Annotated in this window: 23 protein-coding genes and 1 tRNA gene; 9 read left to right on the top strand and 15 right to left on the bottom strand. The window is 72.0% G+C overall.

Annotated elements, in window-relative coordinates; all coding sequences use genetic code 11:
* Positions 1-54: 54 nt before the first annotated feature.
* Positions 55-1047 (bottom strand): cyclase family protein, encoded by a 993-nt coding sequence (locus tag ET526_RS05225; protein WP_135466627.1) that lies wholly within the window; start codon positions 1045-1047, stop codon positions 55-57.
* A 79-nt stretch (positions 1048-1126) separates the two neighbouring features.
* On the opposite strand from ET526_RS05225, the gene ET526_RS05220 reads away from it, so the two are divergent.
* A complete protein-coding gene (locus ET526_RS05220; protein ID WP_135466626.1) occupies positions 1127-1876 on the top strand; it encodes an SDR family NAD(P)-dependent oxidoreductase in 750 nt (249 codons plus the stop codon).
* Here ET526_RS05220 and ET526_RS05215 read toward each other — a convergent pair.
* On the bottom strand, positions 1873-2856 hold the full coding sequence (locus tag ET526_RS05215; RefSeq protein ID WP_135466625.1) for a ketopantoate reductase family protein: 984 nt from the start codon (positions 2854-2856) through the stop codon (positions 1873-1875). The genes ET526_RS05220 and ET526_RS05215 overlap by 4 nt on opposite strands.
* Positions 2857-3037: 181 nt before the next feature.
* Between ET526_RS05215 and ET526_RS05210 the strand changes: the two genes are divergently transcribed.
* Complete coding sequence (locus ET526_RS05210; protein ID WP_158295499.1) at positions 3038-4129, top strand: LLM class flavin-dependent oxidoreductase; 1092 nt, start codon at positions 3038-3040, stop codon at positions 4127-4129.
* Between the two features lie 39 nt (positions 4130-4168).
* On the opposite strand, the gene ET526_RS05205 is transcribed toward ET526_RS05210, so the two are convergent.
* Entirely contained in the window at positions 4169-5167 is a 999-nt protein-coding gene (locus tag ET526_RS05205; RefSeq protein WP_135466623.1) for a calcium/sodium antiporter, read from the bottom strand.
* 163 nt (positions 5168-5330) lie between these two features.
* On the opposite strand from ET526_RS05205, the gene ET526_RS05200 reads away from it, so the two are divergent.
* The gene (locus tag ET526_RS05200; RefSeq protein WP_135466622.1) at positions 5331-5780 is read left to right on the top strand and encodes a YbaN family protein; all 450 of its coding nucleotides are present in this window, start codon (positions 5331-5333) and stop codon (positions 5778-5780) included.
* 117 nt (positions 5781-5897) lie between these two features.
* On the opposite strand, the gene alaS is transcribed toward ET526_RS05200, so the two are convergent.
* The gene (gene alaS / locus ET526_RS05195) at positions 5898-8561 is read right to left on the bottom strand and encodes an alanine--tRNA ligase (protein WP_135466621.1); all 2664 of its coding nucleotides are present in this window, start codon (positions 8559-8561) and stop codon (positions 5898-5900) included.
* 217 nt (positions 8562-8778) lie between these two features.
* Here alaS and ET526_RS05190 point away from each other — a divergent pair, with 217 nt between their 5' ends.
* Positions 8779-9312 carry a YciE/YciF ferroxidase family protein gene (locus tag ET526_RS05190; RefSeq protein ID WP_204623500.1) on the top strand — a complete coding sequence of 178 codons (534 nt, stop codon included), beginning with the start codon at positions 8779-8781 and terminating at the stop codon, positions 9310-9312.
* A 160-nt stretch (positions 9313-9472) separates the two neighbouring features.
* On the opposite strand, the gene recA is transcribed toward ET526_RS05190, so the two are convergent.
* The 8 genes from recA to ET526_RS05150 form a co-directional block, all read right to left on the bottom strand.
* Positions 9473-10510 carry a recombinase RecA gene (gene recA / locus ET526_RS05185; RefSeq protein WP_135466620.1) on the bottom strand — a complete coding sequence of 346 codons (1038 nt, stop codon included), beginning with the start codon at positions 10508-10510 and terminating at the stop codon, positions 9473-9475.
* Positions 10511-10806: 296 nt separating this feature from the next.
* On the bottom strand, positions 10807-12375 hold the full coding sequence (locus ET526_RS05180; RefSeq protein WP_158295498.1) for an ATP-binding response regulator: 1569 nt from the start codon (positions 12373-12375) through the stop codon (positions 10807-10809).
* A complete protein-coding gene (locus ET526_RS05175) occupies positions 12368-13435 on the bottom strand; it encodes an EscU/YscU/HrcU family type III secretion system export apparatus switch protein (RefSeq protein WP_135466618.1) in 1068 nt (355 codons plus the stop codon). Before ET526_RS05175 ends, ET526_RS05180 begins: the two co-directional genes overlap by 8 nt.
* 3 nt (positions 13436-13438) lie before the next feature.
* Positions 13439-14203 carry a flagellar biosynthetic protein FliR gene (locus ET526_RS05170; protein WP_240048261.1) on the bottom strand — a complete coding sequence of 255 codons (765 nt, stop codon included), beginning with the start codon at positions 14201-14203 and terminating at the stop codon, positions 13439-13441.
* Positions 14200-14475, bottom strand: coding sequence for a flagellar biosynthetic protein FliQ (locus ET526_RS05165; protein WP_135466617.1), 276 nt, complete (start codon positions 14473-14475; stop codon positions 14200-14202). The genes ET526_RS05170 and ET526_RS05165 overlap by 4 nt, the downstream gene beginning before the upstream one ends.
* Before the next feature lie 117 nt (positions 14476-14592).
* The gene (locus ET526_RS05160) at positions 14593-14889 is read right to left on the bottom strand and encodes a flagellar hook-basal body complex protein FliE (protein WP_135466616.1); all 297 of its coding nucleotides are present in this window, start codon (positions 14887-14889) and stop codon (positions 14593-14595) included.
* Entirely contained in the window at positions 14889-15296 is a 408-nt protein-coding gene (gene flgC / locus ET526_RS05155) for a flagellar basal body rod protein FlgC (RefSeq protein ID WP_135466615.1), read from the bottom strand. Before flgC ends, ET526_RS05160 begins: the two co-directional genes overlap by 1 nt.
* Positions 15297-15315: 19 nt before the next feature.
* The gene (locus ET526_RS05150) at positions 15316-15708 is read right to left on the bottom strand and encodes a flagellar basal body rod protein FlgB (RefSeq protein WP_135466614.1); all 393 of its coding nucleotides are present in this window, start codon (positions 15706-15708) and stop codon (positions 15316-15318) included.
* A gap of 136 nt (positions 15709-15844) precedes the next feature.
* Here ET526_RS05150 and ET526_RS05145 point away from each other — a divergent pair, with 136 nt between their 5' ends.
* The 3 genes from ET526_RS05145 to fliP are packed head-to-tail and all read left to right on the top strand — an operon-like array spanning position 15845 to position 17087.
* Positions 15845-16045, top strand: coding sequence for a hypothetical protein (locus tag ET526_RS05145; RefSeq protein WP_135466613.1), 201 nt, complete (start codon positions 15845-15847; stop codon positions 16043-16045).
* Positions 16046-16083: 38 nt separating this feature from the next.
* Entirely contained in the window at positions 16084-16347 is a 264-nt protein-coding gene (locus tag ET526_RS05140; protein WP_135466612.1) for a flagellar biosynthetic protein FliO, read from the top strand.
* 2 nt (positions 16348-16349) lie between these two features.
* Positions 16350-17087, top strand: coding sequence for a flagellar type III secretion system pore protein FliP (gene fliP / locus ET526_RS05135; RefSeq protein ID WP_135466611.1), 738 nt, complete (start codon positions 16350-16352; stop codon positions 17085-17087).
* Between the two features lie 824 nt (positions 17088-17911).
* On the opposite strand, the gene ET526_RS05130 is transcribed toward fliP, so the two are convergent.
* Complete coding sequence (locus ET526_RS05130) at positions 17912-18604, bottom strand: RlmE family RNA methyltransferase (protein ID WP_135466610.1); 693 nt, start codon at positions 18602-18604, stop codon at positions 17912-17914.
* 4 nt (positions 18605-18608) lie between these two features.
* Entirely contained in the window at positions 18609-19721 is a 1113-nt protein-coding gene (locus ET526_RS05125) for a Ppx/GppA phosphatase family protein (RefSeq protein WP_135466609.1), read from the bottom strand.
* Between the two features lie 170 nt (positions 19722-19891).
* On the opposite strand from ET526_RS05125, the gene ET526_RS05120 reads away from it, so the two are divergent.
* Together ET526_RS05120 and ET526_RS05115 are read left to right on the top strand one after the other, a co-directional pair.
* Positions 19892-19965: transfer RNA gene (locus tag ET526_RS05120), tRNA-Gln, on the top strand.
* 106 nt (positions 19966-20071) lie between these two features.
* Entirely contained in the window at positions 20072-22135 is a 2064-nt protein-coding gene (locus tag ET526_RS05115; RefSeq protein WP_135466608.1) for a site-specific integrase, read from the top strand.
* A 263-nt stretch (positions 22136-22398) separates the two neighbouring features.
* Here the strand turns inward: ET526_RS05115 and ET526_RS05110 are convergent, their stop codons facing one another.
* Positions 22399-23688, bottom strand: a complete 1290-nt coding sequence (locus ET526_RS05110; protein ID WP_158295497.1) for a DNA sulfur modification protein DndB — start codon at positions 23686-23688, stop codon at positions 22399-22401.
* Positions 23689-24058 lie beyond the last annotated feature (370 nt).

Here is a 24058-nt window from a genome sequence, read left to right as displayed (position 1 = left end):
GGCGGCAAACGCGCAAGCGCCCTCCCCCGCCGGCGCGGGGGAGGGGAAGGCGGGTCAGAACATGGCCACCGGCGCCACGGTGGAGCCGGTGCCGCCGCGCACCTTCAGCGGCTGCATGATGAAGGCGAACTCGGACTGGCGCCGCTGCACCAGCTCGTCGAGCTTCATGTTCTCCAGCAGGTGCACGCCATGCACCACCAGCGCGATCTGGTGCACGGGCAGCGAGGCGTGCGGCATGGTCTTGGACGGCGCGACCTCCACCGGCCAGTTGTCGGCGCCGAGCAGGATCGGGTTGCGCTGGATCAGCCACTCCGCCGCCTCGACGCCGATGCCGGGGCAGGAGCGCACGTAGCGCGCGTTGTCCTGGCCCCAGAGCCGGCCCCAGCCGGTGTGGATGATGATGGCGTCGCCCTCCTCGATGCTCGGGTTGTTCTGGCGCTGCAGCGCCTGCTGGATGTCGGCGACGGTGATCTCGTAGTCGTCGGGCAGGGTCTCCACGCCGCGCGCGCCGGCGATGTCGAGCAGCAGGCCGCGGGTGAAGACGGTGCCCACCGTCTCGATGCCCATCTCGGTGAAGCCGCCGCGGCTGCTGATCGAGGGCACGTTGACGCAGTTGTAGGCCTGGTCGCCGATCGTCTGGTGCGGGAAGCCGTCGAGCTGCGTGCCGACCTGGCCGATCTCGGTGATGACGATCTCCTCGTTCGAGCCGCGCCGGTTGGGTTGCGGGTTCATGAACATCTGCTTCAGGTGCACGTCGAAGCGGCGCGTGCCGAAGACGGGGATGTTCTGGTGCAGCACGTGGCCGAGTTCCACCTTCTCGCCGCTGCGGATGAGCTGCGCGGCGCGCCTGGCACGCTCGGGCGTCATCAGGTTCATGCTGCCCCGGCGGTCGTTCGGCCCCCAGCGGGAGGGGCAGCGCTGCTCGGGCGCCGGCGGGCTCCAGGCCTGCTGCGCCTGCACGGGCGTGGCGGTAAGGCCGAGATGCGCCCCGCCGCAGGCAAGGCAGGCACCGGCGCCGAACAGCGCACGACGCGACAGAGATTTCATGGTGTTTCCCCGATGTTATAGTGTTGCATGGCGACGCGCGTCGCCGCGCGATGCTGGCACAGGGGATGGGGCGGAGGCGATGACGGAACGCAGGATTCTGGTCACGGGCGCGGCAAGTGGCATCGGCGCCGCCACCTGCCGCCTGCTGGCGGCGCCCGGCACCGCCATCGCCGTGCACACCCGCCGCAACCGCGAGGGGGCGGAGCGCGTCGCCGCCGCGGTGCGGGCCGCGGGCGGCGCCGCACATGTGCTGCTCGGCGACCTCGCGGAGGCGGGCGTGCCGGAACGGGTGGTGGTGGAGGCGGGCGCGGCGCTCGGCGGGCTCGACGTGCTGGTCTCCAACGCCGGCTTCGCCGACCGCACGCCGGTCGAGCGGCTGACGGACGCCGCCTTCGCGGCGAGCTTCGACGCCATCGCCTTCGCCTTCCTCCGCCTCGCCCGCGCCGCGGGGCCGCTGCTGCGGGCGGGCGAGGCGCCGCGCGTCGTCGCCGTCTCCTCCTTCGTCGCGCATGTGTTCCGGCTGGAGGCGCCGGTCTTCCCCGCCTCGGCCGCCGCCAAGGCGGGGCTGGAGGCGCTGGTGCGCGCGCTTGCCATCGAATGGGCTCCCGACGTCACGGTGAACGCCGTTGTGCCAGGCTTCACGCGCAAGGATCCGGGCGCGCATGCCGCGCTCGACCCGAAGCAGTTCGAGGAGCGCGTCTCGCGCATCCCGCTGCGCCGGCTCGGTACGCCGGAGGATGTGGCGGCGGCGATCGCCTTCCTCGCCTCCCCTGCCGCCGGCTACATCACCGGGCAGCTGCTGCACGTGGACGGGGGCATCACGGCCTAGCCGGGCGCCACGCCGGCGATGCGCGCCCGCAGCGCGAGCAGCGCCATCACCGCGTCTATCGTCGGCGTCTCCATCCCGGCGATGGCGCGCATCTCGATGATGGAATCGTGCAGCACGCCGTACTCCAGGGCGCGCCCGCGCTCCAGGTCCTGCAGCATGGACATGCGGTGCCTGGAAAGGGAGAGCGTCCAGGCGATGCGCTCCTCCGCCGGCGCGGGCAGGCTCGCGCCGACCGCCCGCGCCACCGCCTCGGCCTCCGCCATCATGCGCCGGGCGAGCGCCACCGCGTCGGGCGCGGCGCCGATCTCGCCGAGGGTGGCGAGCGTCAGCGTGGCGATCGGGTTCCAGACCAGGCTGTTGATCATCTTGGTCCAGATCTCGCCGCGGATGTTGTCGCGCACCGGCGCGCGCAGCCCGGCGCGCGTCATCGCCGCGTGCAGCCGCTCGAGGCGCGGCGAGCGGGTTCCGTCCGGCTCGCCGATCGGGAAGCTGGCCGCGCCCTCCTGCCGCACGGCGCCGGGGCCGAGCGAGTCCGTGCCCACCCAGAAGGCGCAGCCGATCGCGCGCTCCGGCCCCAGCACCGCCCATTGCCGCCCGCCCGGATCCAGCCGTTCCAGCCGCCGCCCCTGATGCGGGCCCGGCAGGCCGTGGAAGTACCAGTAGGGGATGCCGGTGGTCGGCGGCACCACCGCCGTCTCCGGCCCGAGCAGCGGGGCAATGCCGTCCAGCGCCCCGGGCAGCTGATGCGCCTTCAGGGTGATGAACACCACCTCCTGCGTCGGCAGCGAGGCCGGCGCATCGGTCGCGCGCACCGGCACCGCCTGCCGCCCCTCCGCCGTCTCCAGCCGGATGCCGTCGCGGCGGAGCGCCTCCAGCGTGGCGCCGCGGGCGATGATGGTCAGCTCCACCTCCGGCAGGCGGGCGAGATGCGCGCCGAGGAAACAGCCGATCGTGCCGGCGCCGTAGATGCAGATGCGCATGCGCTTCGCTCCCTCATCCCCGGCCGGTGACGCCAGGGTGCGGCCGAGCCTACAGCATGATCCACCCTGATGGATCATGCCTGCGCCCTTCGTGGAGCGTCCGATTCACCGCTCCGGCGGTTCCGCCCTCGCGGATCAGGCGCTAAGGTCCGATGCGGCACCGTCATCCGGGAGGGACGCCATGGCAACGAGCGCGCGCCCGCGCTTCGCCTACCAGATCGGCGCCGTGGGCGAGGAGGGAATGACCGACCGGCAGCTCTACCGGGAAGCCGTCGCGGACGCCGAGCTGGTGCACGCGCTGCGCTACGACGCCGCCTGGATGGTGGAGCACCATTTCAGCGACTACTATCCGCAGCCCAACCCGCTGCTGTTCCTCTCCCACATCGCCGCTGCGTGCCCGGGGCTCGGCCTCGGCACGGCGGTGATGGTGCTGCCCTGGTACGACCCGGTGCGCTTCGCCGAGGATCTGGCGATGCTGCAGACCCTGTCGGAGGGCGAGCTGCACATCGGCATGGGCCGCGGCACCGCGAAATCCGAATACGACGCCTTCGGCATCCCGATGGAGACGGCGCGCGACCGCTTCCGCGAGTGCTGGGAGTTCACGCGTCAGGCGCTGGAAGGCCGCCCCTTCACCTTCGAGGGGCGCTACGCCCGCTTCGCCGAGCCGACGACGCTGCGCCCGGTGCTGGACGGGCGCCGCCCGCATTTCTACGGCGCCATCGGCAGCCCGGAGAGCGCCGCCATCATGGCCGAGCTCGGCCTGCCGCCGCTCTGCCTCTCCAGCTTCCCCGATCACCTGCTGCGCCGGATCCTCGACACCTGGAAGGCACGCACAACAGAGGCAGGTGGCAATCCGGAAGCGACCATGCCGCTCTCCGTCAAGTGCTTCGTCGCCGAGACGGACGAGGCGGCGCGGGAGCAGGCCCTCGCCTACCTGCCGAAGTTCTTCGCGCTGCAGGTGCGGCACTACCAGTCCGACAACGCGCCCTGGGGCGACATCCCGGGCTACCAGCAGTTCAACAGGATGTTCGCCAACCTGCGCAAGCTCTGCGACCCGGCGAACCTCGGGGACTACATGGCGCAGAACCTGGTCGGCTCGCCGGAGACGGTGGCGCGGCGGCTGCGGCAGCTGGCGGAGATCGGCTTCAACTACTTCATCGTCAGCAACGCGACCTATGGCGTGCCGCGCGCGGTGCGCCACCAGACCATCCGCCTCTTCGCCGAGGAGGTGGTGCCGCGCGCGCTGGAAGCGATGCCCGCCGCCGCCGAGTAGCGCGGCCCGCGCCCCGCCCGGCGCTCCGCGGCCGGCAACTCAGGCCGGCCACAGCACCCAGACATAGGCGGCATAACCCGCTAGCAGCGCCGTGCCTTCGCGCCGGCCGATGCGCCAGCCGGTGCGCGCCACCACCAGCAGCAGCAGCGAGGCGCCGAGCATCAGCAGCGCGTCGAAGCGAGCGATCTCGGGCGGCACCTGCGTCGGCGCGATCAGCGCCGTGACGCCGGCGATGCCGAGGATGTTGTAGATGTTGGAGCCGAGCACGTTGCCGAAGGCGACGTCGGCGTGCCGGCGGATCGCCGCGACCACGGAGGTGACCAGCTCCGGCATCGAGGTGCCGACGGCAACGATGGTCAGGCCGATCACCGCCTCCGCGATGCCGAGGCTGCGCGCCAGGGCGATGGCCCCGTCCACCAGCAGCCTGCCCCCGAACAGCACCAGGGCGAGGCCGCCGAGGGCCACGACGGCCGAAAGCAGCATCCTGCGCAGCCGCGCCTGCGACATCGGCGCGCCGGCCCGGCGCAGGCCGTGCCGGTGCGCCTCCTCGAAGGCCTGGGCCTTGTGATAGGCCGCCCCGTGATCCTCCTGCGCCCGGCTCTCCTCCCGCCAGGCGTGCAAGAGATAGGCCCCGAGGCCGGCGACGAAGACCACGCCGACCAGGCGGTCCAGCGTCCAGGCCAGGCCGACGCCGCAGAACACGGCCGCCACCACCGCGCCCAGCACCCCGTCGCGCCGCAGCGCCGCGGAGGAGACGGCGATCGGCAGCAGCAGCGCCGAGACGCCGAGGATCAGCAGGATGTTGGCGATGTTCGAGCCGACGATGTTCCCGACCGCGATCCCCGGCGAGCCGCGCAGCGCCGCCTGCACGCTGGTGACGAGTTCCGGCGTCGAGGTGCCGAAGCCGACCAGGGTGAGGCCGATCAGCAGCGGCGAGATGCCGAGGCATTCCGCGACCCGCACGGCGCCGCGCACCAGCAGCTCGCCGCCGAGCGCGAGCAGCAGCAGGCCACCGACCAGGAAGAGGGCAATGTCCATGAGGACCCTGGGAGGAAGGGCAAGGGGCAGGGATGTGACGCGCCGGCGGAGGGCAGAGTGCCCCTCCGGACCGCCGCCACAACACCGCTTCGCCGCGCGGGATGCAAGGGCCCGCCGCGAAAGGCCGGGCATCCCGCCTCCGCCCGGCTATAAGCGGCGGGGAATGCGCGAAGCGGACCAAGACACCACGCCGGAGCCGCCGCCTCCGGCGGCACGGCGCGCGCAGCGCCTGATGCTGCTCGGCGCCGGCCATGCCTGCCTCGGCCTGGCCGTGCTTGGCGCGGTGCTGCCGCTGCTGCCGACCACGATCTTCCTGATCCTGGCGGCCTGGTGCTTCGGCCGCGCCTCCCCCGCGCTGCGGCAGCGGCTGCTCGCCCATCCCCGCTTCGGCCAGGCGCTGCGGGCCTGGGAGGAGCACGGCGCGGTCAGCGCGCGGGGCAAGCGCGCCGCCGTGCTCGCCATGGCGCTGAGCTGGACGTTGCTGACCCTGCTGCTGCGCGACCCCCTCGCCTCCGGCCTCGCGGGCGCCTGCATGATCGGCGTCGCCGCCTACCTGCTCACCCGCCCGTCCCCGCCGCCTGGCGACGGGCAGGCGGCAACGCCGGAGCGGTGACCGGGGCATCCTCACCCGTTCAGGCGGGTCCACCCGAACAGGAGCCGCTCCAGGCCGCTCGGCGCGGGGCGGAGGCGTGATCCGCCGAGGTGGATCGCGCCGCGGGCCGGGACCGGATCAGGCCGTGGCCGGGGTCGTGGCCAGCGCCTCGCGCAGCGCCGCCAGCGCATCCTCGGCCCGGGCCGCATCCGGCCCGCCCGCCTGAGCCATGTCGGGCCGCCCGCCGCCGCCCTTGCCGCCGGCCGCCGCCGCAGCGGCGCGCACCAGCGCCACCGCATCCGCCCGGCCCCGTGCCGCCTCGCCGAGGGCGACCACGATGCTCACCTTGCCCTCGGCGGTGGAGACCAGGGCGGCGATGTCGGCGGTGCCCCCCTTCAGCATCGCCTCGGCGAGCCCCTTGAGATCGCGCGCCGGCACCTCGCCGAGATTGCGTGCGGCGAGGCGCAGGCCCCCCACCTCCTCGACCTGCCCGCCCCCGCCGCCGGTGGCGAGCTGGCGGCGCAGATCGGCAAGCTCGCGTTCCAGCCTGCGGCGCTCCTCGAGCAGGGCCGCCACGCGGGCAGGCACCTCCGCCGGCGGGACGCGCAGCGCCGCCGCCGCCTCCTCCAGCCGCCGCTCCGTGGCCTCGACGGCGCGCAGCGCCGCCTCCCCGGTCAGCGCCTCGACCCGGCGGACGCCGGCGGCCACCGCCCCCTCGGAGACGATCTTGAACAGCCCGATATCCCCGGTGCGGCGCACATGGGTGCCGCCGCAGAGCTCGAGCGAGTAGATGCCGCCCTTCTCGGTCGCCGTCGGGTCGTGGCCCATGCCGACCACCCGCACCTCCTCGCCATACTTTTCCCCGAACAGCGCCATGGCACCGGCGGCGACCGCCTGCTCCGGCGTCATCAGCCGCGTCACCACCTCTGCGTTCTCGCGGATGCGGGCGTTCACCTCGCCCTCCACCCAGGCGATGTCCTCCCCGCTCAGCGGGGAGGGGTGGGAGATGTCGAAGCGCAGCCGGTCGGGGGCGTTCAGGCTGCCCTTCTGCGTCACATGGCTGCCGAGGCGGCGGCGCAGCGCCTCGTGCAGGAGATGGGTGGCGCTGTGATGGGCGCGGATGGCGCTGCGCCGCGCGTGGTCCACCTCCGCCTGCACCGCGAGGCCGACTGTCGCCTCGCCATGCGCCACGGTGCCGTGGTGGACGATCAGGTCGCCGAGCTTGCGCTGGGTGTCGCGCACGACGATGCGGCAGGCCTCGCCGGCGGAGATCAGGCCGGTGTCCCCGACCTGGCCGCCGCTCTCGCCGTAAAAGGGGGTCTGGTTGAGCAGAACCGTCACCTCCTGGCCGACGGCGGCGTGGTCCGCCACCTTGCCGTCCACCACCAGGGCGAGGATCTCCGCCTCCGCCGTCTCGGTGGTGTAGCCGAGGAATTCGGTGGCGCCGAACCGCTCCCGGAGATCGAACCAGAGCCCCTCGGTCGCCGCCTCGCCCGATCCCGCCCAGGCGGCGCGGGCGCGGCGCCTCTGCTCGGCCATCGCCGCCTCGAAGCCGGCGACGTCCACCTGGCGCCCCTCGGCGCGCAGCGCGTCCTGCGTCAGGTCGAGGGGAAAGCCGTAGGTGTCGTAGAGGCGGAAGGCGACCTCGCCGGGCAGGATGCCGCCCGCGGGCAGGCGCGCCGTCTCCTCGGCCAGCAGGTGCAGGCCGCGCTCGAGCAGGGAGCGGAAGCGGGTCTCCTCCAGCTTCAGCGTCTCGGTCACCAGCGGCTCGGCGCGTGCGATCTCGGGGTAGGCGCCGCCCATCTGGCGCACCAGCACCGGCACCAGGCGGTGCAGCAGCGGCTCGCGGGAGCCGAGCATGTGCGCATGCCGCATGGCGCGGCGCAGGATGCGGCGCAGCACGTAGCCGCGCCCCTCATTGGAGGGCAGCACGCCGTCGGCGATCAGGAAGGTGCCGGCGCGCAGATGGTCGGCGATGACGCGGTGGCTGGCGCGCCACGGCCCGTCTGGCTCCTGGCCAGTGGCCTCGGCGGAGGCGAGGATCAGGGCCCGCAGCACGTCGGTGTCGTAATTGTCGTGCTTGCCCTGCAGGATGGCGGCGATGCGCTCGAGACCCATGCCGGTGTCGATGGAGGGCCTGGGCAGCGGCACGCGCACCCCCGGCGGCCCCTCCTCGTACTGCATGAACACGAGGTTCCAGATCTCGATGAAGCGGTCGCCATCGGCATCCGGGCTGCCGGGCGGGCCGCCCGGGATGCCCTCGCCATGGTCGTAGAAGATCTCGCTGCACGGGCCACAGGGGCCGGTGTCGCCCATGCGCCAGAAATTGTCGCTGGTCGGGATGCGGATGATGCGGCTGTCGGGCAGGCCCGCCACCTTCTTCCAGTAGCCGGCGGCGTCGTCATCCTCGGCGAAGACGGTGACCAGCAGCCGGTCCTTTGGCAGGGCGAAGTCCTTCGTCACCAGCTCCCAGGCATAGGCGATGGCCTGCTCCTTGAAGTAGTCGCCGAAGGAGAAATTGCCCAGCATCTCGAAGAAGGTGTGGTGCCGGGCGGTGTAGCCGACATTGTCCAGGTCGTTGTGCTTGCCCCCCGCCCGCAGGCATTTCTGCGCCGTGGTGGCACGGAGATAGGGGCGCTTTTCCTGCCCAGTAAAGACGTTCTTGAACTGGACCATGCCGCTGTTGGTGAACAGCAGCGTCGGGTCGTTGCGCGGCACGAGCGGCGAGCTTTCCACCACCGCATGGCCGTTGCGGGCGAAATAGTCGAGGAAGGTCGCGCGGATGTCGTTGCTGCTGGTCATCGCCGGTCTCTCGCCGCCCGCGGGGGCGTCCTTCTCCTGGCCCTGCGGCGGGCCCCTTGCCTCCTGCCCGCGCACCCCCCGGCCGCGGCCCAAATCAGAGCCTTAGCCCGAGCGACCGGAAGCGTCGAGGGGAGGGGCGGCAGGTTACATCGAGTCCATATGGGCAACCGCCCCCGCGCGCGCTCCGTTGGCAGCGGGTCAGACGAAGGAGGACAGCGTGGCCAGCAGCATCAAGGAATTGCTCACCATCGAATTGCAGGACACCTACAGCGCCGAGACCCAGATCCTCAAGGCACTGCCGAAGATGGAGAAGGCGGCCAGCGCGGCAAGCCTGCGGCAGGCCTTCCAGGAGCACCGCCAGCAGACCGAGCGTCAGGTGGAGCGCCTGAAAGAGGTCTGCCAGATGCTCAAGATCAAGCCCGAGGGCGAGACCTGCGAGGCGATGCAGGGGCTGATCGAGGAGGGCGAGGAGCTGGTCGAGGAGCTCGACAAGGGGCCGGTGCTGGACGCTGCCCTGATCGGCGCCGCCCAGAAGGTCGAGCACTATGAGATCGCCGCCTATGGAACGATCTGCGCCATGCTGAAGGCCATGGGTGAGAGCAAGGCCGCCGACCTGATGGCGCAGACCCTGAAGGAGGAAAAGGACACCGACGAGCTGCTGACCGAGGTCGCCGAGGGGGAGGTCAACCCCGCTGCGCTCGGCCAGAAAGCCGCGAACGACCCTTCGGGCGGCAAGGCGGGCGCGGCCTGAACGCCGCGCATCGCCGCAAGGGGGCGGGCCGCCGCCCCCTTTTCGTCGCCGCGGCAAGGCCGCCCCTGTTTCCCGCAGCGTGATCCAGCCTGATGGATCACGCTTTCGCTCCCTCTTGAGCGATCGATCGCCGTTCCGGCGCTCCCCTTTCGGTCAGGCGCTATTCGGCCGCCGCAGCGTCTTCGCTCTCCTCGCCCACCAGCATGGCGTTGGCGACGATGCCGGCCTGGGCGCGGACGCGCTGCTCGATCGCCGCGGCGACCTCCCTGTTCTCGCGCAGGAACTGCTTGGCGTTCTCCCGGCCTTGGCCGATGCGCTGCCCGTCGTAGCTGAACCAGGCGCCGGACTTCTCGACGATGTTGGCCTTGACGCCGAGATCTATCAGCTCGCCGAGCTTGGAGATGCCCTCGCCGTACATGATGTCGAAATCCACCTGGCGGAAGGGCGGCGCCATCTTGTTCTTCACCACCTTCACTCGGGTCTGGTTGCCGACCGTGTTCTCGCGGTCCTTGACCGAGCCGATGCGGCGGATCTCCATGCGGATGGAGGAGTAGAACTTCAGCGCGTTGCCGCCGGTGGTGGTCTCCGGATTGCCGAACATCACGCCGATCTTGAGCCGGATCTGATTCAGGAAGATCAGCAGGGTGTTGGAGCGGGAAACCGAGCCGGTGAGCTTGCGCAGCGCCTGGGACATCAGCCGGGCGTGCAGGCCGACATGGCTGTCGCCCATCTCCCCCTCGAGCTCGGCGCGCGGCACCAGCGCGGCGACGCTGTCCACCACCAGCACGTCCACGGCGCCGGAGCGGACCAGCGTGTCGCAGATCTCGAGCGCCTGCTCGCCCGCATCGGGCTGGCTGATCAGCAGGTTGTCCACATCCACCCCGAGCTTGCGCGCATAGCCGGGATCGAGCGCGTGCTCGGCGTCAATGAAGGCGCAGGTGCCGCCCTTCCTCTGCGCCTCGGCGATGGCGTGCAGGGCCAGGGTGGTCTTGCCCGAACTCTCCGGCCCGAAGATCTCGACGATCCGCCCCTTGGGCAGCCCGCCGATGCCGAGCGCGATGTCGAGGCCGAGCGAGCCGGTGGAGATGACCTCGATCTCCTCCTGCTGCTGGCGCGCGCCCATGCGCATGATGGAGCCCTTGCCGAAGGCCCGCTCGATCTGGCTGAGCGCGGCGTCGAGCGCCTTTCCCTTGTCCATCCTGGGTATCCCTGCCTGTGGCCCGACGGCCCGCAACTTCCGCGTGCATACCGCGCAGCGCCTCGCAACACGCTAGCACGCCCCCCTGATTCGGCCAGAGAGGCTCTGGAGCCGCGTCCGCTCGGCTGCGTGCGGCAACAACCCCCTCTCCCCGCTTGTGGAGCAGGGTCACAGTCCCGCCTGCGATCCGCTCCAAGCAGGGCTCCCGCTCCTGCCGCTGTCGGGACGGTCCCTTATGGACCGGCGAGGGCCGGAATACAAGAACATTTAGCAAACATCGCCCCTTGGCCTACAGGTCAGGCGGCCACTCCGGCAGGGGAGGCCAGCAGCGCCGCCACCGCCTGCAGCAGGTCGCCGGGGGCGAAGGGCTTCGCGAGCAGGCGGAACCCCTCCGCCTCCGCCTCCCGCCCCGCCGCGCCCGCGTAGCCCGAGAGCAGCAGCACCGGCAGCCCCGGCCAGCGCGCCCGCAGCGCGCGGGCGAGCGCGACGCCGTCCGCCCCGGGCATCGCGATGTCGCTGACCAGCGCCGCGGGCCGCTCCACGACCAGGTCGAGCGCGGCCTCGGCGCTCGGCGCCGCCGCCACGGCATAGCCGGCCCGGCGCAGCAGGCGCTCAGCCAAGCGGCGCAGCGGCGCCTCGTCCTCCACCAGCAGGATCGCGGCATCCACGGCCGCGCGCTCCCCGGCGGCGTCCGGCCGCGCCGGCGCGGCCGGGGCGGTCTCCGGTGACGCGCCCTCATGTCGCGGGAGGTGAATGCGGAAGGTGGTTCCCTTGCCCGGCCGGGTCTCCACCGCGATGTGCCCCCCCGATTGCGCCACGATGCCCTGCACCGTGGCCAGACCGAGCCCCGTGCCCCCGCGCTCGGGCCGGGTGGTGAAGAAGGGTTCGAACAGCCGCGGCAGGGCTTCCGCCGGGATCCCGGTGCCGGTGTCGCTCACCTCCAGCACCGCGTAGCGGCCGGGCGGGAGGGCGGCCGCCCCCTCCCCCTCCGGCCGCAGCACCACCCTGTGCCCGGTGGCGATGCGCAGGGTGCCGCCCTCCGGCATCGCTTCCCCCGCATTGGCGGCAAGGTTGAGCAGCACCTGATCGAGCTGGGCGGGGTCGGCCAGCACCGTCCGCCCCGGCTCCTCCAGCGCCAGCTCGATCGCGATCCCGCTGCCCAGCAGCCGGCGCAGCAGCGGCGCGATGCCGCGCACGGCGGCATTGAGGTCGAGCACGCGCGGCCGCAGCCGCTGCCGGCGGGCGAAGGCGAGAAGCTGCCGCACCAGGGCGGCGCCGCGCTGGGCGGCATCCTCGATGGTGCGCAGCTCCTCCGTCGCCGCCTCCGGACAGGCGGCGCGGATCGCCTCCACGGACCCCAGGATGGCCGCGAGCAGGTTGTTGAAATCATGCGCGATGCCCCCGGCGAGGCGGCCGATCGTCTCCAGCCGTGCCGCCGAGGCCGAGCGGGCGGCGGCGCGGCGCTGTTCCGTGCGGTCGGCGATGCGCAGCAGCAGCAGGGGGGCCTCTCCGGCCTCCGGGGGGAGGAGGTGGCATTGCACGGCCCATTCGGCATCCTCCGGCGCCGCGGGATCGGCCGGGATGGCCGGGAAGGGCGCCGGGTCCGCGCCACCGGCAAGCGCCGCGGCAAGATGCCCGGTGAGGACCTCCCGGCTCTCCGGCGCCAGCAACGCCGCCGCGGAAAGGCCGGGTCGCAGCGGCACCGCCGGCCCTGCCAGGCGGGCCAGCCCGGCATTGGCCTGCAGGATCCGCCCCTCGGCGTCGAGCAGCGCCAGCCCGTCCGGCACCGCCGCGAACAGCCGGTCGAAGGCCCGCCGCAGCGGGTCCGGCCGGCGCGGCCGGTGCCAGGCCTCCATCTCAGCCATGCCCCGGCGCGGCGCCCTGACCGCGCAGGCGCCAGACATAGGCGATGATCTCCGCCACCGCCTGCCAGTGCTCGGCGGGAATCTCGGTATCCGGCTCCAGGCGGTAGAGGGCGCGGGCCAGGGGAGGGTTGCTGACGATGGGCACGCCATGCTCCTCCGCCACCGCCCGGATTCGCGCCGCCATCGCATCCACCCCTTTCGCCACCAGCCGCGGCGCCGCCGCCTGCCCCTGCTCATAGCGCAGGGCGACAGCGTAATGGGTCGGATTCGTTATGACCACCGTTGCCTTCGGCACCGCCGCCATCATGCGCTGGCGGGCCCGGCCCTCCTGCAGCCGGCGGCGGCGCGCCTTGAGGTGCGGGTCGCCCTCGGTGTCCTTCAGCTCCTCGCGCAGCTCCTGGCGGGTCATGCGGAGCTGGCGCAGATGGCGCCAGCGCACCCAGAGCAGGTCGAGGGCGGCCAGCACCGCGAAGGCCAGCAGCGCCGCGACCAGCAGACGCATCGCCCCCTCCGACGCCGTCCGCAGCAGCAGGCCCGGCGGGCGGTGCAGCGCCGCCGCCAGGGTCGTGAGATCCACCGCCAGCCACAGCGCCCAGCCGACGCCAAGCAGCTTCAGCAGGGTGCGGAGCAGCTCGAAGGCGCCCTGGGGGCCGAGGATGCGCTTCAGCGCGGCAAGGGGGTTGAGGCGTGCCAGGCTCGGCTTCAGCGGCTTGGCGCTGCGCGGCAGCCCGGTCTGCGCCAGCGTCGCCAGCACCGCGGCGAGCGCCGTCGCGCCCAGCACCGGCAGCAGGAGCAGGGCCGCCTTGCCCGCGAGCGCCAGGGTGAGCCGCCCCGTCTCCGCCTCGGGCCCGGCGATCAGGACCGCCCGCATGGCACGCAGCAGGTCGAGGCCCAGCGCCGGCAGGGCGAGGGCCGCGGCGAGCGTCGCCGCGAGCAGGGTGGCGAAGCCGGTGACGTCGCGGGAGAGGGCGACCTGCCCCTCCGCGCGTGCCCGTTCGAGCCGCCGCGGTGTCGGCGCTTCCGTCCTGTCCTCGGCGTCCTTGCGCTCGCCTTCCGCCATGGCTCAGCGCAACCCCGGCAGGGCCGAGAAGCCCTCCCGTACCCCCGCGGTCCAGACGCCGAGCAGCGACGGCAGCAGCAGCGCCAGCAGCAGCAGCCCGGCCAGGATCTGCGCCGGCGCGGCGATGAGGAACACCTGCACCTGCGGCGCCACCCGCGCCAGCAGCGCCAGCCCGAGATTGCCGAGCATGGCGAGCAGCACCAGCGGCGCCGCCAGGCGGAGCGCCAGCGCCAGGCTGTCCGCCACCGCGCCGGCCACCGCCTCGGCCACCGCGCCGGCCGGCAGCGGCGCGCCGGCCGGCAGCACGGCGTAGCTCTCTGCCAGGGCGCGCAGCGGCACGGCATAGAGGCCGGTGCCGAGCACCAGGATGGCGGCCAGCAGGCCGAAGAGGCGACCCAGCGCCGTCGCCTGGGCGCCGAGCATCGCATCCCCCTGCAACGGGCTCGCCAGCCCGATCAGCAGCGCCATCATCTGCCCGGCCTGGGCCAGCGCCAGCGCGAGCAGCCTGGCGAGCAGGCCGAGCCACAGCCCGATCGCCGTCTCGATCAGGATGAGCCGCAGCATCTCCGGCACCGCCTCCGGCGGTGGAGGCAGCGCCGGCGCCAGCACCGGCAGCAGCATCACCACGAGGGCCAGGACCAGGGAAAGGCGGAGCCGCGCGGGCACCTCCGCCTCGCCGATGCCCGGCAGCAGCATCACGGCGCCGCCGATGCGGGCGACCAGCAGCACCGCCTGGAAGGCCAGCGGCGCCAGCGCCTCCAGGATCACGGCAGCCCGCCGACCGCCACGACCCGGTCGAACAGCAGCTCCGCATAGCCGCGCAGCGCCTCGGCCATGCCGGGACCCAGCAGCAGCAGCAGCACCCCCAGCACGGCCAGCTTGGGCAGGAAGGCCAGCGTGGCCTCCTGTACCTGGGTGAGCGCCTGGATGACCGAGACCAGCAGGCCGATGGCAAGCATCGCGAGCAGCGGCGGCCCGCCGATGCGCAGCGTGAGCCAGAACGCCTCGCGCGTCGCCTGGCCGACCGGATCCTCGAGCATCCCTGCGCCTCCTGCGCCTGTCCGCCGCCAACCGCGCGGCATGATCCCGGAGCGTTCCCCTCCGGAGCGGGCATTCCCGCGGCGGCCCGCGGCCGCGCGTGCCTTGCCCCGAAACCGTCAGATGGGCATGCGCATCACGTCCTGATACGCGGTGACGACGCGATCGCGCACCGCGACCGCCGTCTGCAGCGCGAGCTCCGCCCTGGCCACGGCGAGCACCACGTCGGTCACGCTGCCCTGGCCGAGGAGCGCCTGGGTCGAGGCCGCATCGGCGCTCCGGCCGAGCTCGACGGCGCCCTCGACGGCACGCCTCAGCGCCGCGCCGAACCCGCCTTCGGGGGCGGCGTCCGGTGCGGGCGAGGCGGAAGCGCGATAGGCGGCGGCGACCTGCGCCGCGCTGACGGCGGCCGGCATCAGCGCAGCGCCTCGATGGTGCGCATCAGCATGCCGCGCGTGGTGTCGAGCACGGCCAGGTTGGCGTTGTAGCTGCGCTGCGCCTCGCGCATGTCCATCATCTCCACCAGGCTGTCCACGTTCGGCGTCTTGACGTAGCCGCGCTCGTCGGCCGCCGGGTGCGCGGGGTCGTAGCGCTGCGGCAGGTCGCCATGCTGTCGGCCGATGCGGGAGACCTGCACCGTCTCCGCCCCCAGGGCCCGGTCGAGCCGGCGGGCGAAGGTGATGGTCTTGCGCCGGTAGGCCTCGGCGCCCGGCGCCTCTCCGGTGCTGTCGCGGTTGGCGAGGTTCTCCGCCACCACCCGCAGCCTCGTGGACTGCGCCTGCATCCCCGAGGCCGATATGCGAAGCGCGCGATCAAGATCCATGTCCCGCCTCCCTGGCTTGTCACATGCGGCCGAGCGCGGCGCGGAACAGGCCGAGGTAGCGCCGGTGCAGACCCATGGCGAGGGCGTGCGCCGTGTCCGTTTCCGCCACCTTCACGGCCTGCTCGTCCAGCGAGACGGCGTTGCCGCTGACCGAGAGGTCAGAAGGCCTGCGCTCGGCAACCGCGCGCGGATCGGAGCCGCCCGCAGGACCGACATGCCGCGCATCGGTGCGCGCCAGCGCCACGCCCGCGGCCCGCGATGCGAGGAGCTGCGCGAAGGAGCGCAGATCGCGCGGGCGGTAGCCGGGCGTGTCGGCATTGGCCACGTTCTGCGCCAGCACCTTCTGGCGCGCGTCCAGCCAGGCGAGCCGGCGTTCGGCGAGGGCGATCGGCGTGCTGCGCGTCGGATCCATGGCCGGCTTGTGCCCCGACGGCCGCAAAGATTCGGTAAACCGGCCCGGAAAGGCGGCATTAACCTTTCGGCCTCAGGCTCCGCTCATGGGCAACGCGGCCAAGGCCAGTCTCGCAACCATAGAATCGCTGCAGGCCATGCTGCGCGTCGCGACCGCCCTGGTCGAGGCGGGCCGGCGGATCGACCTGTCCGGCCTGGAGGTGGAGGCGGCGCGGCTGTGCTCGGCCATCGGCGTGATGGCGCAGGGCGAAGCACGCCCCCTGCGCCCGGCGCTGGAGGCGTTGCTGCGGGACCTGGACCGGCTCGCCGCGGCGCTGCCGCGCCCGCCGGAGGGCTGACCAAGGCCGAACCCAAGCCCCCAGAACGGGAGCACATGATGACCCTGGGACCCGACACCTGGCTTCAGGCCGCCGCAGTGCTCGGCGCGGTCCTGCTGCTGATCTGGCTGGGCGCGCGCGCGCTGCGCAACACGCCGCTGGCCGCCGCGGGCGGCCGGCGGCTCCAACTCCAGGAGACGCTGATCCTCGATTCGCGGCGCCGCGTGCTGCTGCTGCGCTGCGACGGCCGGGAGCTTCTGCTGCTGACGGGCGGCGGAGGGGACCAGATGCTCGGCTGGCTGCCGCGGCAGGATGCGCCATGAGGATGGCGGCATGGCTCCTGCTGCTGCCGGTCGCGCTGCTGGCCGGAGCGGCCGGCGCCGCGGCGCAGAGCGTCAGCATCGACCTCGGCGCCGCCGGCTCGGCCGGAGCGACCTCGCGCCTGGTGCAGCTCACCGCGCTGATCGGGCTCCTGGCCCTGGCGCCGTCCCTGCTCGTGATGGCGACGGCCTTCGCGCGCATCGTCATCGTGCTGGCGCTGCTGCGCACCGCCATCGGCGCGCAGGGCGTGCCGCCCAACCCGGTCCTGATCGGCCTTGCCCTGTTCCTGACCCTCTTCGTCATGCAGCCGGTGCTGGAGGAGAGCTGGCATGCGGGCCTCGCACCGCTGATGGAGAACCGCATCGGCGAGCTCGAGGGGCTGGCCGCGGCGGCGGAGCCCTTCCGGACCTTCATGGCGGCGCAGGTCCGGGAGAGCGATCTGGCGCTCTTCCTGGACCTCGCCCGCCTCCCGATGCCCGAGGCGACGGAACAGGCGCCCTGGCGTGCCCTGCTGCCGGCCTTCCTGGTGGGAGAGCTGAAGCGCGCCTTCGAGATCGGTTTCCTGCTGTTCCTGCCGTTCCTCGTCATCGATATGGTGGTGGCCAGCCTGCTCATGTCGCTCGGCATGATGATGCTGCCGCCGAATGTGGTGGCGCTCCCGTTCAAGCTGATCTTCTTCGTGCTGGTCGACGGCTGGAGGCTGGTGGCGGGCAGCCTGGTGCAGGGCTTCGTGCCGGGTTAGGGCAGACCCCGTTCAGGTGGCCTCGCCCGAACAGGCGAAGAGGCTCGCACGATCAGCGAGCCGGAGCATTTGCCGTGAACGGGGCGAACGGAACATGCTCTGGCGCCCGATCCGCGGAGGTGGACTTGCCGGAGCGGCGACTCGGCCACCAGCAAGGAGCGGATCACGTCCAGGCCCCTCCCGTCCGCCACGGCCCCCGCCCAACGCTTCGTCGCGGCGAGGATCTTCATCCGTCCGGGTGCTTCCACCCGCGCGCGCCCGACCACCCATCCGGCTCCCCTCGCCGATGGCAAGGGCTGTGGCAGTTCCTGCCAACCGCATCGGATATGGATGGCGCGGCCCGCCCTGCGCGGCGACGTGCCGGGCGCCGCCATGCGGGACGCCTCGAGCGTCGCCGATCCTGGCCTGCTCCATTCGATCGGCGAGGTGGGGTGCAGATCGCGATGCATTTCTCCACCACGCCCACGACGCGCCTCCTCGACCTCGGCTGCGGATGCGGCGCGCGCTGGTCTCCATCCACGACGGGCCGGCCAATGGGCGCTTTTCCGGAGACGAGACGGGCATCGACATCCCGCGCGCCTTGTTCGCCGAAATCGTCGCGGCGAGCCGGCTGCGCGTCGTCGGGCATGTTGGGCAGGTATTCGGCCAGCAGGTCTTCGTCCTGGAGCGGCGCTGGCAGCGGCATAGGGCGGCCTTGCCGGCGCGGGCGGCGGAGCCGCTTCAATCCTCGGTGCCTGCGCCTTCCCCGCGGCGCACCGCATGCGCTTCGCCCGACCCTGCACGCCCCTATGGCTCGCCTGTCCCGCCCCTCGCGCCGGCGATGCCTATGCCGCCGGCCCCAAGCCACGGAAGCCGGTGGCCACCACGTAGAGCTCCGCCGAATCCTTCCGGCTCGCCGGGGGCTTGGCATGGCGCACGGCGGCGAAGTTGCGCTTCAGCGCCTCGAGCAGCGACCTCTCGCTGCCGCCCTGGAACACCTTGGCGACGAAGGCCCCGCCCGGTGCCAGCACCTTCAGTGCGAAATCGAGGGCAAGCTCGGCCAGGGCCATGATCCGCAGATGGTCGGTGGCGGCGTGGCCGGTGGTGTTGGGCGCCATGTCGGACAGCACCAGATCGGCCGGCCCGTCCAGGGCGGCGAGCACCGCTGCCTCCGCCTCCGGCTCCTGGAAGTCGCCCTGCAGCACGGTGGCGCCCGGCAGGGGATCCATGGGCAGCAGGTCGAGCGCCACCACCCTGCCCTTCGGCCCCGCCTTCCGCACCGCCACCTGGGTCCAGCCGCCGGGTGCGGCACCGAGATCCACCACCCGCGCCCCCGGGCGCAGCAGGCCGAAGCGTTCGTCGAGCTCGATCAGCTTGAAGGCGGCACGGGAGCGCAGGCCCTGTTCCTTCGCCGCGCGCACATAGGGATCGTTGAGCTGGCGCTCGAGCCAGCGCTGGCTGCCCGTGCTGCGCCCTCTCGCGGTGCGCAGCCGCGTGCGCAGCCCGCGCCCCGCGCCGGGCGGTCCCTTGGCCGGCATCGGTTCAGGCCTCCGGTGCCAGGCGGTGGGGCGGGTGGTGCCGCGGCTCGCGCCCCCAATGGCGATCGGCGCGGATCATGCGCAGCAGCATGCCCTCGCGCAGGCCGCGATCGGCGACGGTGAGGCGCGGCACCGGCCAGACCTGGCGGATGGCCGCGTAGATGGCGCAACCCGGCAGCACGAACTCCACCCGCTCCGGCCCGACGCAGGGATGCGCCGCGAGCCCGGCGCGGCCGAGGGCGAACAGGTCGCCCAGCGCCTGGTCGGCCACCTCGGCATCCAGGGTGCGCCCGTCCACGAGCGGGCGGCGATAGCGCGGCAGGGCCAGCGCTACCCCGGCCAGGGTGGTGACGGTGCCGCTGGTGCCGATCAGCCGCACCCCGCCGGCGCGGATCTCCTGGCCAATGCAATGCACCCGGTCGAAGGCGAGCAGATGCGCCACCACCTCCTCGACCACGGCGCCGAAGCCGGCGGCGGTGAAGCAGCTCGCCCCGGCGCGCTCGGCCAGGGTGACGACGCCGAGCGGCAGCGAAACATAGCCGATCAGCTCGGCCGGCGGCCGGCCGAGGCCGCGGCGCGGGGGTACGCGGATCCAGGCGATCTCCGTGCTGCCGCCGCCGATGTCGAACAGCAGCGCCCGCCGATCCCCGGCCTCGAACAGGGGCGCGCAGGATTCCATCGCCAGCTCCGCCTCCTCGCGGGCGGAGATGATGCGCGGGCGGAGCCCGGTCTCCGCCTCGACGCGGGCCAGGAAGGCGGCGCCGTTCGCCGCCCGCCGGCAGGCCTCGGTCGCCACCGCCTGGAAGCGGCGCACGGGTCGGCGGCCGAGCTTGTCCGCGCAGGCGCCGAGCGCGGCGAGCGCGCGGTCCATGGCGGCCTCGGAAAGCCGCCCCGTGGTGGCCAGCCCCTCGCCGAGGCGGACGATGCGGCTGAAGCTGTCCACCACCCGGAAACCGCTCGCGGTGGGAGCGCCGATCAGCAGGCGGCAGTTGTTGGTGCCGAGATCGAGCGCGGCATAGGCAGGGACGAGGCCTGGACGCACGCAGGCCTCCCCGTGCCGCCCGCCCGTCAGGGAGGTCGTGCCGGTGAGGGCATGGGATGCGGCGTCATCGGGCATCGCGGCGGGTGCGAGACCCCTCCATCCGGGCAGGCCGTGACCAGGGCCGTGCATCATGATCCGGTGACATGCCCGAAGGGGCAAGCGCTTTCCATGGCAGCACGGTTGCGGAGCACCGCCCGCCATGGTAGCCCCCTCCCCGCCAGCGGACGGCACGTCCTGGCCCCGCTTGGGGGATAGTTTAGCGGTAGAACTCCCGGCTCTGAACCGGGCAGCCCTGGTTCGAATCCAGGTCCCCCAGCCACCCCTCGGGATTCCCAGTCATCCGCAGCGGTCGTTGCTCCCGCGAACCTGAGCGGGACACACCAGGGGGCCACATCCCGCCGTCCCGCCGAACGGAGACGGCGCGAATGACCGGGCGCGTGCAACATCTCGTTCAGCATTCCGGGGCATACCTGTTCCGGCGCAGGCTCCCCGAACCGCTCGCGCGCCTGATGGGGCGCACGCACATCAAGCGCTCGCTCGCCACGCGCGACCGCCGTCAGGCCATCCGCCTCGCGCGGGAGGCCTCGGCACGGGTCGAGCGTCTGCGCGCGGAGGTGGAGCAGGCGATGAGCGAGGGACGGCTCCCGACACGCGAGGAGCTGACGGCGGTGCTGGCGGCGTTCTTCCGCGACCTCCTCGAGGTGGGCGAGCGGCGGCGCGACCGCACCCGCGGTATCCCCTACTGGGAGGAGTTCCGGCACGCGACGGAGGATCTCGGCGAGGATGCCGACCCCGACACCATCGCGGCCCGCCTCGCCACCCTGCCGCCCCTGGAACCCGAGAATGACCCGGAGGGGCGCGTGGTGATGGCGGAGCTCGACGCGCGCCACAACCGCCGCGAGGCGGTGGAGAAGCGCCTGGACCTGATGCTCGCCCGCGCGGGCGTCGCGCTGCCGCACGACCACCCCGCCTATGCCCGGCTCTGCCGCCTCGCGCTCCGTGCGCGCGTGGAGGCGGCGGAGATCGACGCGGCGCGGGACTATGGCGACTACAGCGGCGGCTCTCCTCAGTCGCCGACGACCATCGCGGCGGAGGAGGTGCCGGATCCGGCGCGGGAGGCTGGTCTTGTCGTTCCCCCCCCAAGCCCTGCGCCGCCCGCCGAGGTGACACCGCAGGCGTCGCAAGCCGACAGCCTCACACCCGCGACCCCGCTGCTCTCCGAGGCCTGGCGGGAGTTCTGCGTGGCCAAGCAGGCGGATGGTGAATGGCGCGACCACAAGACCGCGCTCGACGCTCAGCGCGCGCTGCGCCTGTGGCTCGACCTGATGGGGGATACGCGGACGGGCGAGATCGACCGCAGGATGGCGCTGGCCTTCCGGACGAAGCTGCGCGACCTCCCCGCCCGCAACGGCAAGAGCGTCTATGTCGGCCTCTCCCCGAGCGCAGCCATCGTGCTCGCCAAGGACATCGCCGCGCAGCTCGAGCGGGGCGAAAGCGTGATCCGGCTCGGACCGCGCACACTGCGCGCCGCCGAGGCGTCGGCGATGGTCGAGCCCATCAGTTTCAAGTCCTGCAACAAGATCCTGACCTTCTTCACCGCCTTCGGCAGTTGGGCCGAGCAGAACGAGCGGCGGGAATGGTTCGGCCCCAGCGGCAATCCCTTCACGCGGCTGCTCTACCGCAAGCAGATCATCCGCGCGCACCGCGACAGCGACAAGGCGCGGCAGGCTATGCCTGATGAGGTGCTGCGCCTGCTCTTCTCCTCGCCCGTATGGGCGGGGCGCGATCCGCATGCCGACATCCTCGAAGGCACCCACCGACCGCGCGACGCCAAGTTCTGGTTGCCTTTGATTGCGCTCTATTCAGGGATGCGCCTGAGCGAGATCGCGCAACTGCGTCTGTCTGACATCCGCACGGAGCAGGGCGTCGCCTTCTTCGCCGTCCTCAACACCGCCGAGACATCAACGAAGACGCCAAGCAGCGAGCGCTTCGTCCCGATTCACCGGGAACTGATTCGCCTCGGCCTGATGGACCGCGTGGCCGAACTGACGCGGCGCGGGGAGCGGCGCCTCTTCCCCGAGATCGTCGCTCGCGCGACGCAGGGCGACGACTACGGCGCGACGTTCTCACGCTGGTTCTCCCGCTACCGCTACGGCCTGGCGGAACGCGCAGATCCAGCGGGGCTGCGATTCAAGCCGCTCGGCAGGAAGGGCTACGATTTCCACGCCTTCCGCCACACCTTCATCACGCGCGCCGTGCGGACAGGAGTAGGGAGATCAGGCCGCGATCCGGCTGTCGGCGTCGCCCGCGCTGAACGCCGCCGTTCGGCCTCTCACGGGAACGGTGCGCCAACGCGGGGGAGCGCGGCATCCATGGCGCTGCGCTCCGAGAGTGGAGTCGCCATTGCTGGCGCCTCCTTGTGCCCTCAGGGTGCGGGCGGGACGTGGGCGAACTTCTTCCCGCTCAGCACCTCCGAGACCCTTCCCTGATTGATATCCAGCTGGGCCGCGATCTGGTGCTGCGCGAGATCGGTCGTCATTGCCAGCTTCTTGATCTGAGCCGCCACAGAGGCGGTCAGCTTCCTGCTTACACGCCGCTTGCGCATACCTCTCCACCTCCTTTCAGGGCGGCTTGTTCAGCTGGTCATCCGTCTGTATCGTCGGATTGCGCTGACCATCTGCGGTCCAGCCGCGCCTTGGATTTGGACCGATGCGACGCGGGAGCGACCTGGCAGGGTGGCTCCCGTTTTCGTTCAGGCGTCCTCCGGCTGGTGCTCGACCGCGGCGGCGTCGCCCTCGGCGGGTTCCGCCACCTCGCCCAACTTCGCCAGGTCAATGGCAGCCCGGACCCTATCGACTGCGACGCGCATCAAAGCCTGCTGGCTGATGATCCTGCCGCCGGAAACAACGTTCCCCTGCCAGATCTGGCCGCTGTTTCGCCAATCCAGAGCGGCCAGCCGGCCGGCGTAGGGCTGCCAGTCCGTGCCATCGACCTTGAAAAGCTCGTGGCCGATGCGCGCGATGATGACCAAGCCGACGGCGGTGAGGCACACGTAGCCCTCCTGGCGCAGGTCGCGGATCTGGGCGGCCGTCGTCCCCCCAGCGGGAAGGTGGGCGATCTGTCGCCAAACTGGGATCCGCTCAGCCAAGTAATTGACGAACTCGATTGCCTTGCCGAGCTCGCGCTCGAATACACCCTCCTCGACATCCAGTAGATCGTGGGCAGTCTTCTCGAAATCGACCGAGCCCATCTGCCAGCTGCCAGTCAGGAAAACCTTTACGAACTGGCGCAGCTGGTTCGCCGTGTAGAGCAGCGAGCTGTTCTTGGAGAGCGTCTTGCTGGTGGAATCGATGCGCCCCCTGAACAGCGCGACGTTCCGCTCAAGCTCGATCACCACCCGGTTAGCTGGGTTGCGCATGTCGTAAACGGCGAGTAGGCTCGGCGGCAGCGGCTTCGTCTTGCTTGCGTCCGCGAAGTCCTGGTGGATCTGCGAAATGTCCATCTCGCAGGTGATGAGAACCGAGATGCTCTCGCTGGCGAACTCTTGAAGCTGGTCGGGCGGAAGTCGGTCGAGTGCTTTCTTAATGGCGCTCTGACGATGCTGGCCATCAGTGATGCTGATGCGAGCCGTCTTCGGCAGCACCAGATAGGCCAGCTGCATCTTGGACTCAGCCTTGGACGTGTATAGGGTCAGTGGTTCTTGGATGTTGAGGCTGAGGGTGCCGAGATAGTACTTCGACTTCCGATTCGCAAGGATGTAATCAGCAATCTCGTCGCTGTGCTTCTTATCCTCAGGACGGTTCGTGGTCGCCACCACACCCTCGATAGTGTCCCGCTGCTTAGCCGAGCGGCTGTAAAGGAGCTGGGAGACCATACCGAAGGTCATGGCTCCCGAGAGATTCACCCGGTTGCCCTGCCGGAACAGGATCACCGGAATCACCTGACCGAGGGTATTGAGGGCCTCCTCCATCGCCTGCTGCTGCGCTGCGGCGAATGACTCGGCTCGCCTGATCGTCAGGTTGCCGATCACCTCTGAGTTCATTGTCCGCTCCTTGATGCCGCTCCCCGGCATCAGGGAGGGGAGAGGCTACCTCTCGACGCGCATCAGGCACGATCTTCCGCACTCCATCAATATTTTTCCGCGCTTTTTTGCACGTAAGATTCTCCATTTTCCGCGTATCGCCACCGAAGTGCCGCGAGGTCGGGCTCGTGAGCGGTCGCGCAAGGCGATCCGTGGGAGGTGGCCCGCCTCGGGCGTGCCGCGGCGCGGCACGCACCCCAAGCCCTCGCCGCCGCCCGCCGGGCCGGTCAAGGCGGCGCCCGCATGGGCGCCCCGCCGCAAGCGGCTTGGCCTTGACGGGGCCGCCGGGCGGGGGCCGCTGCTAAGCCGCGTGGACAAACCTGATCCACAG

The sequence above is a fragment of the Crenalkalicoccus roseus genome, assembly GCF_004761865.1.
GTDB lineage: Bacteria > Pseudomonadota > Alphaproteobacteria > Acetobacterales > Acetobacteraceae > Crenalkalicoccus > Crenalkalicoccus roseus.
This window is presented reverse-complemented; position numbering and strand designations above follow the sequence as displayed.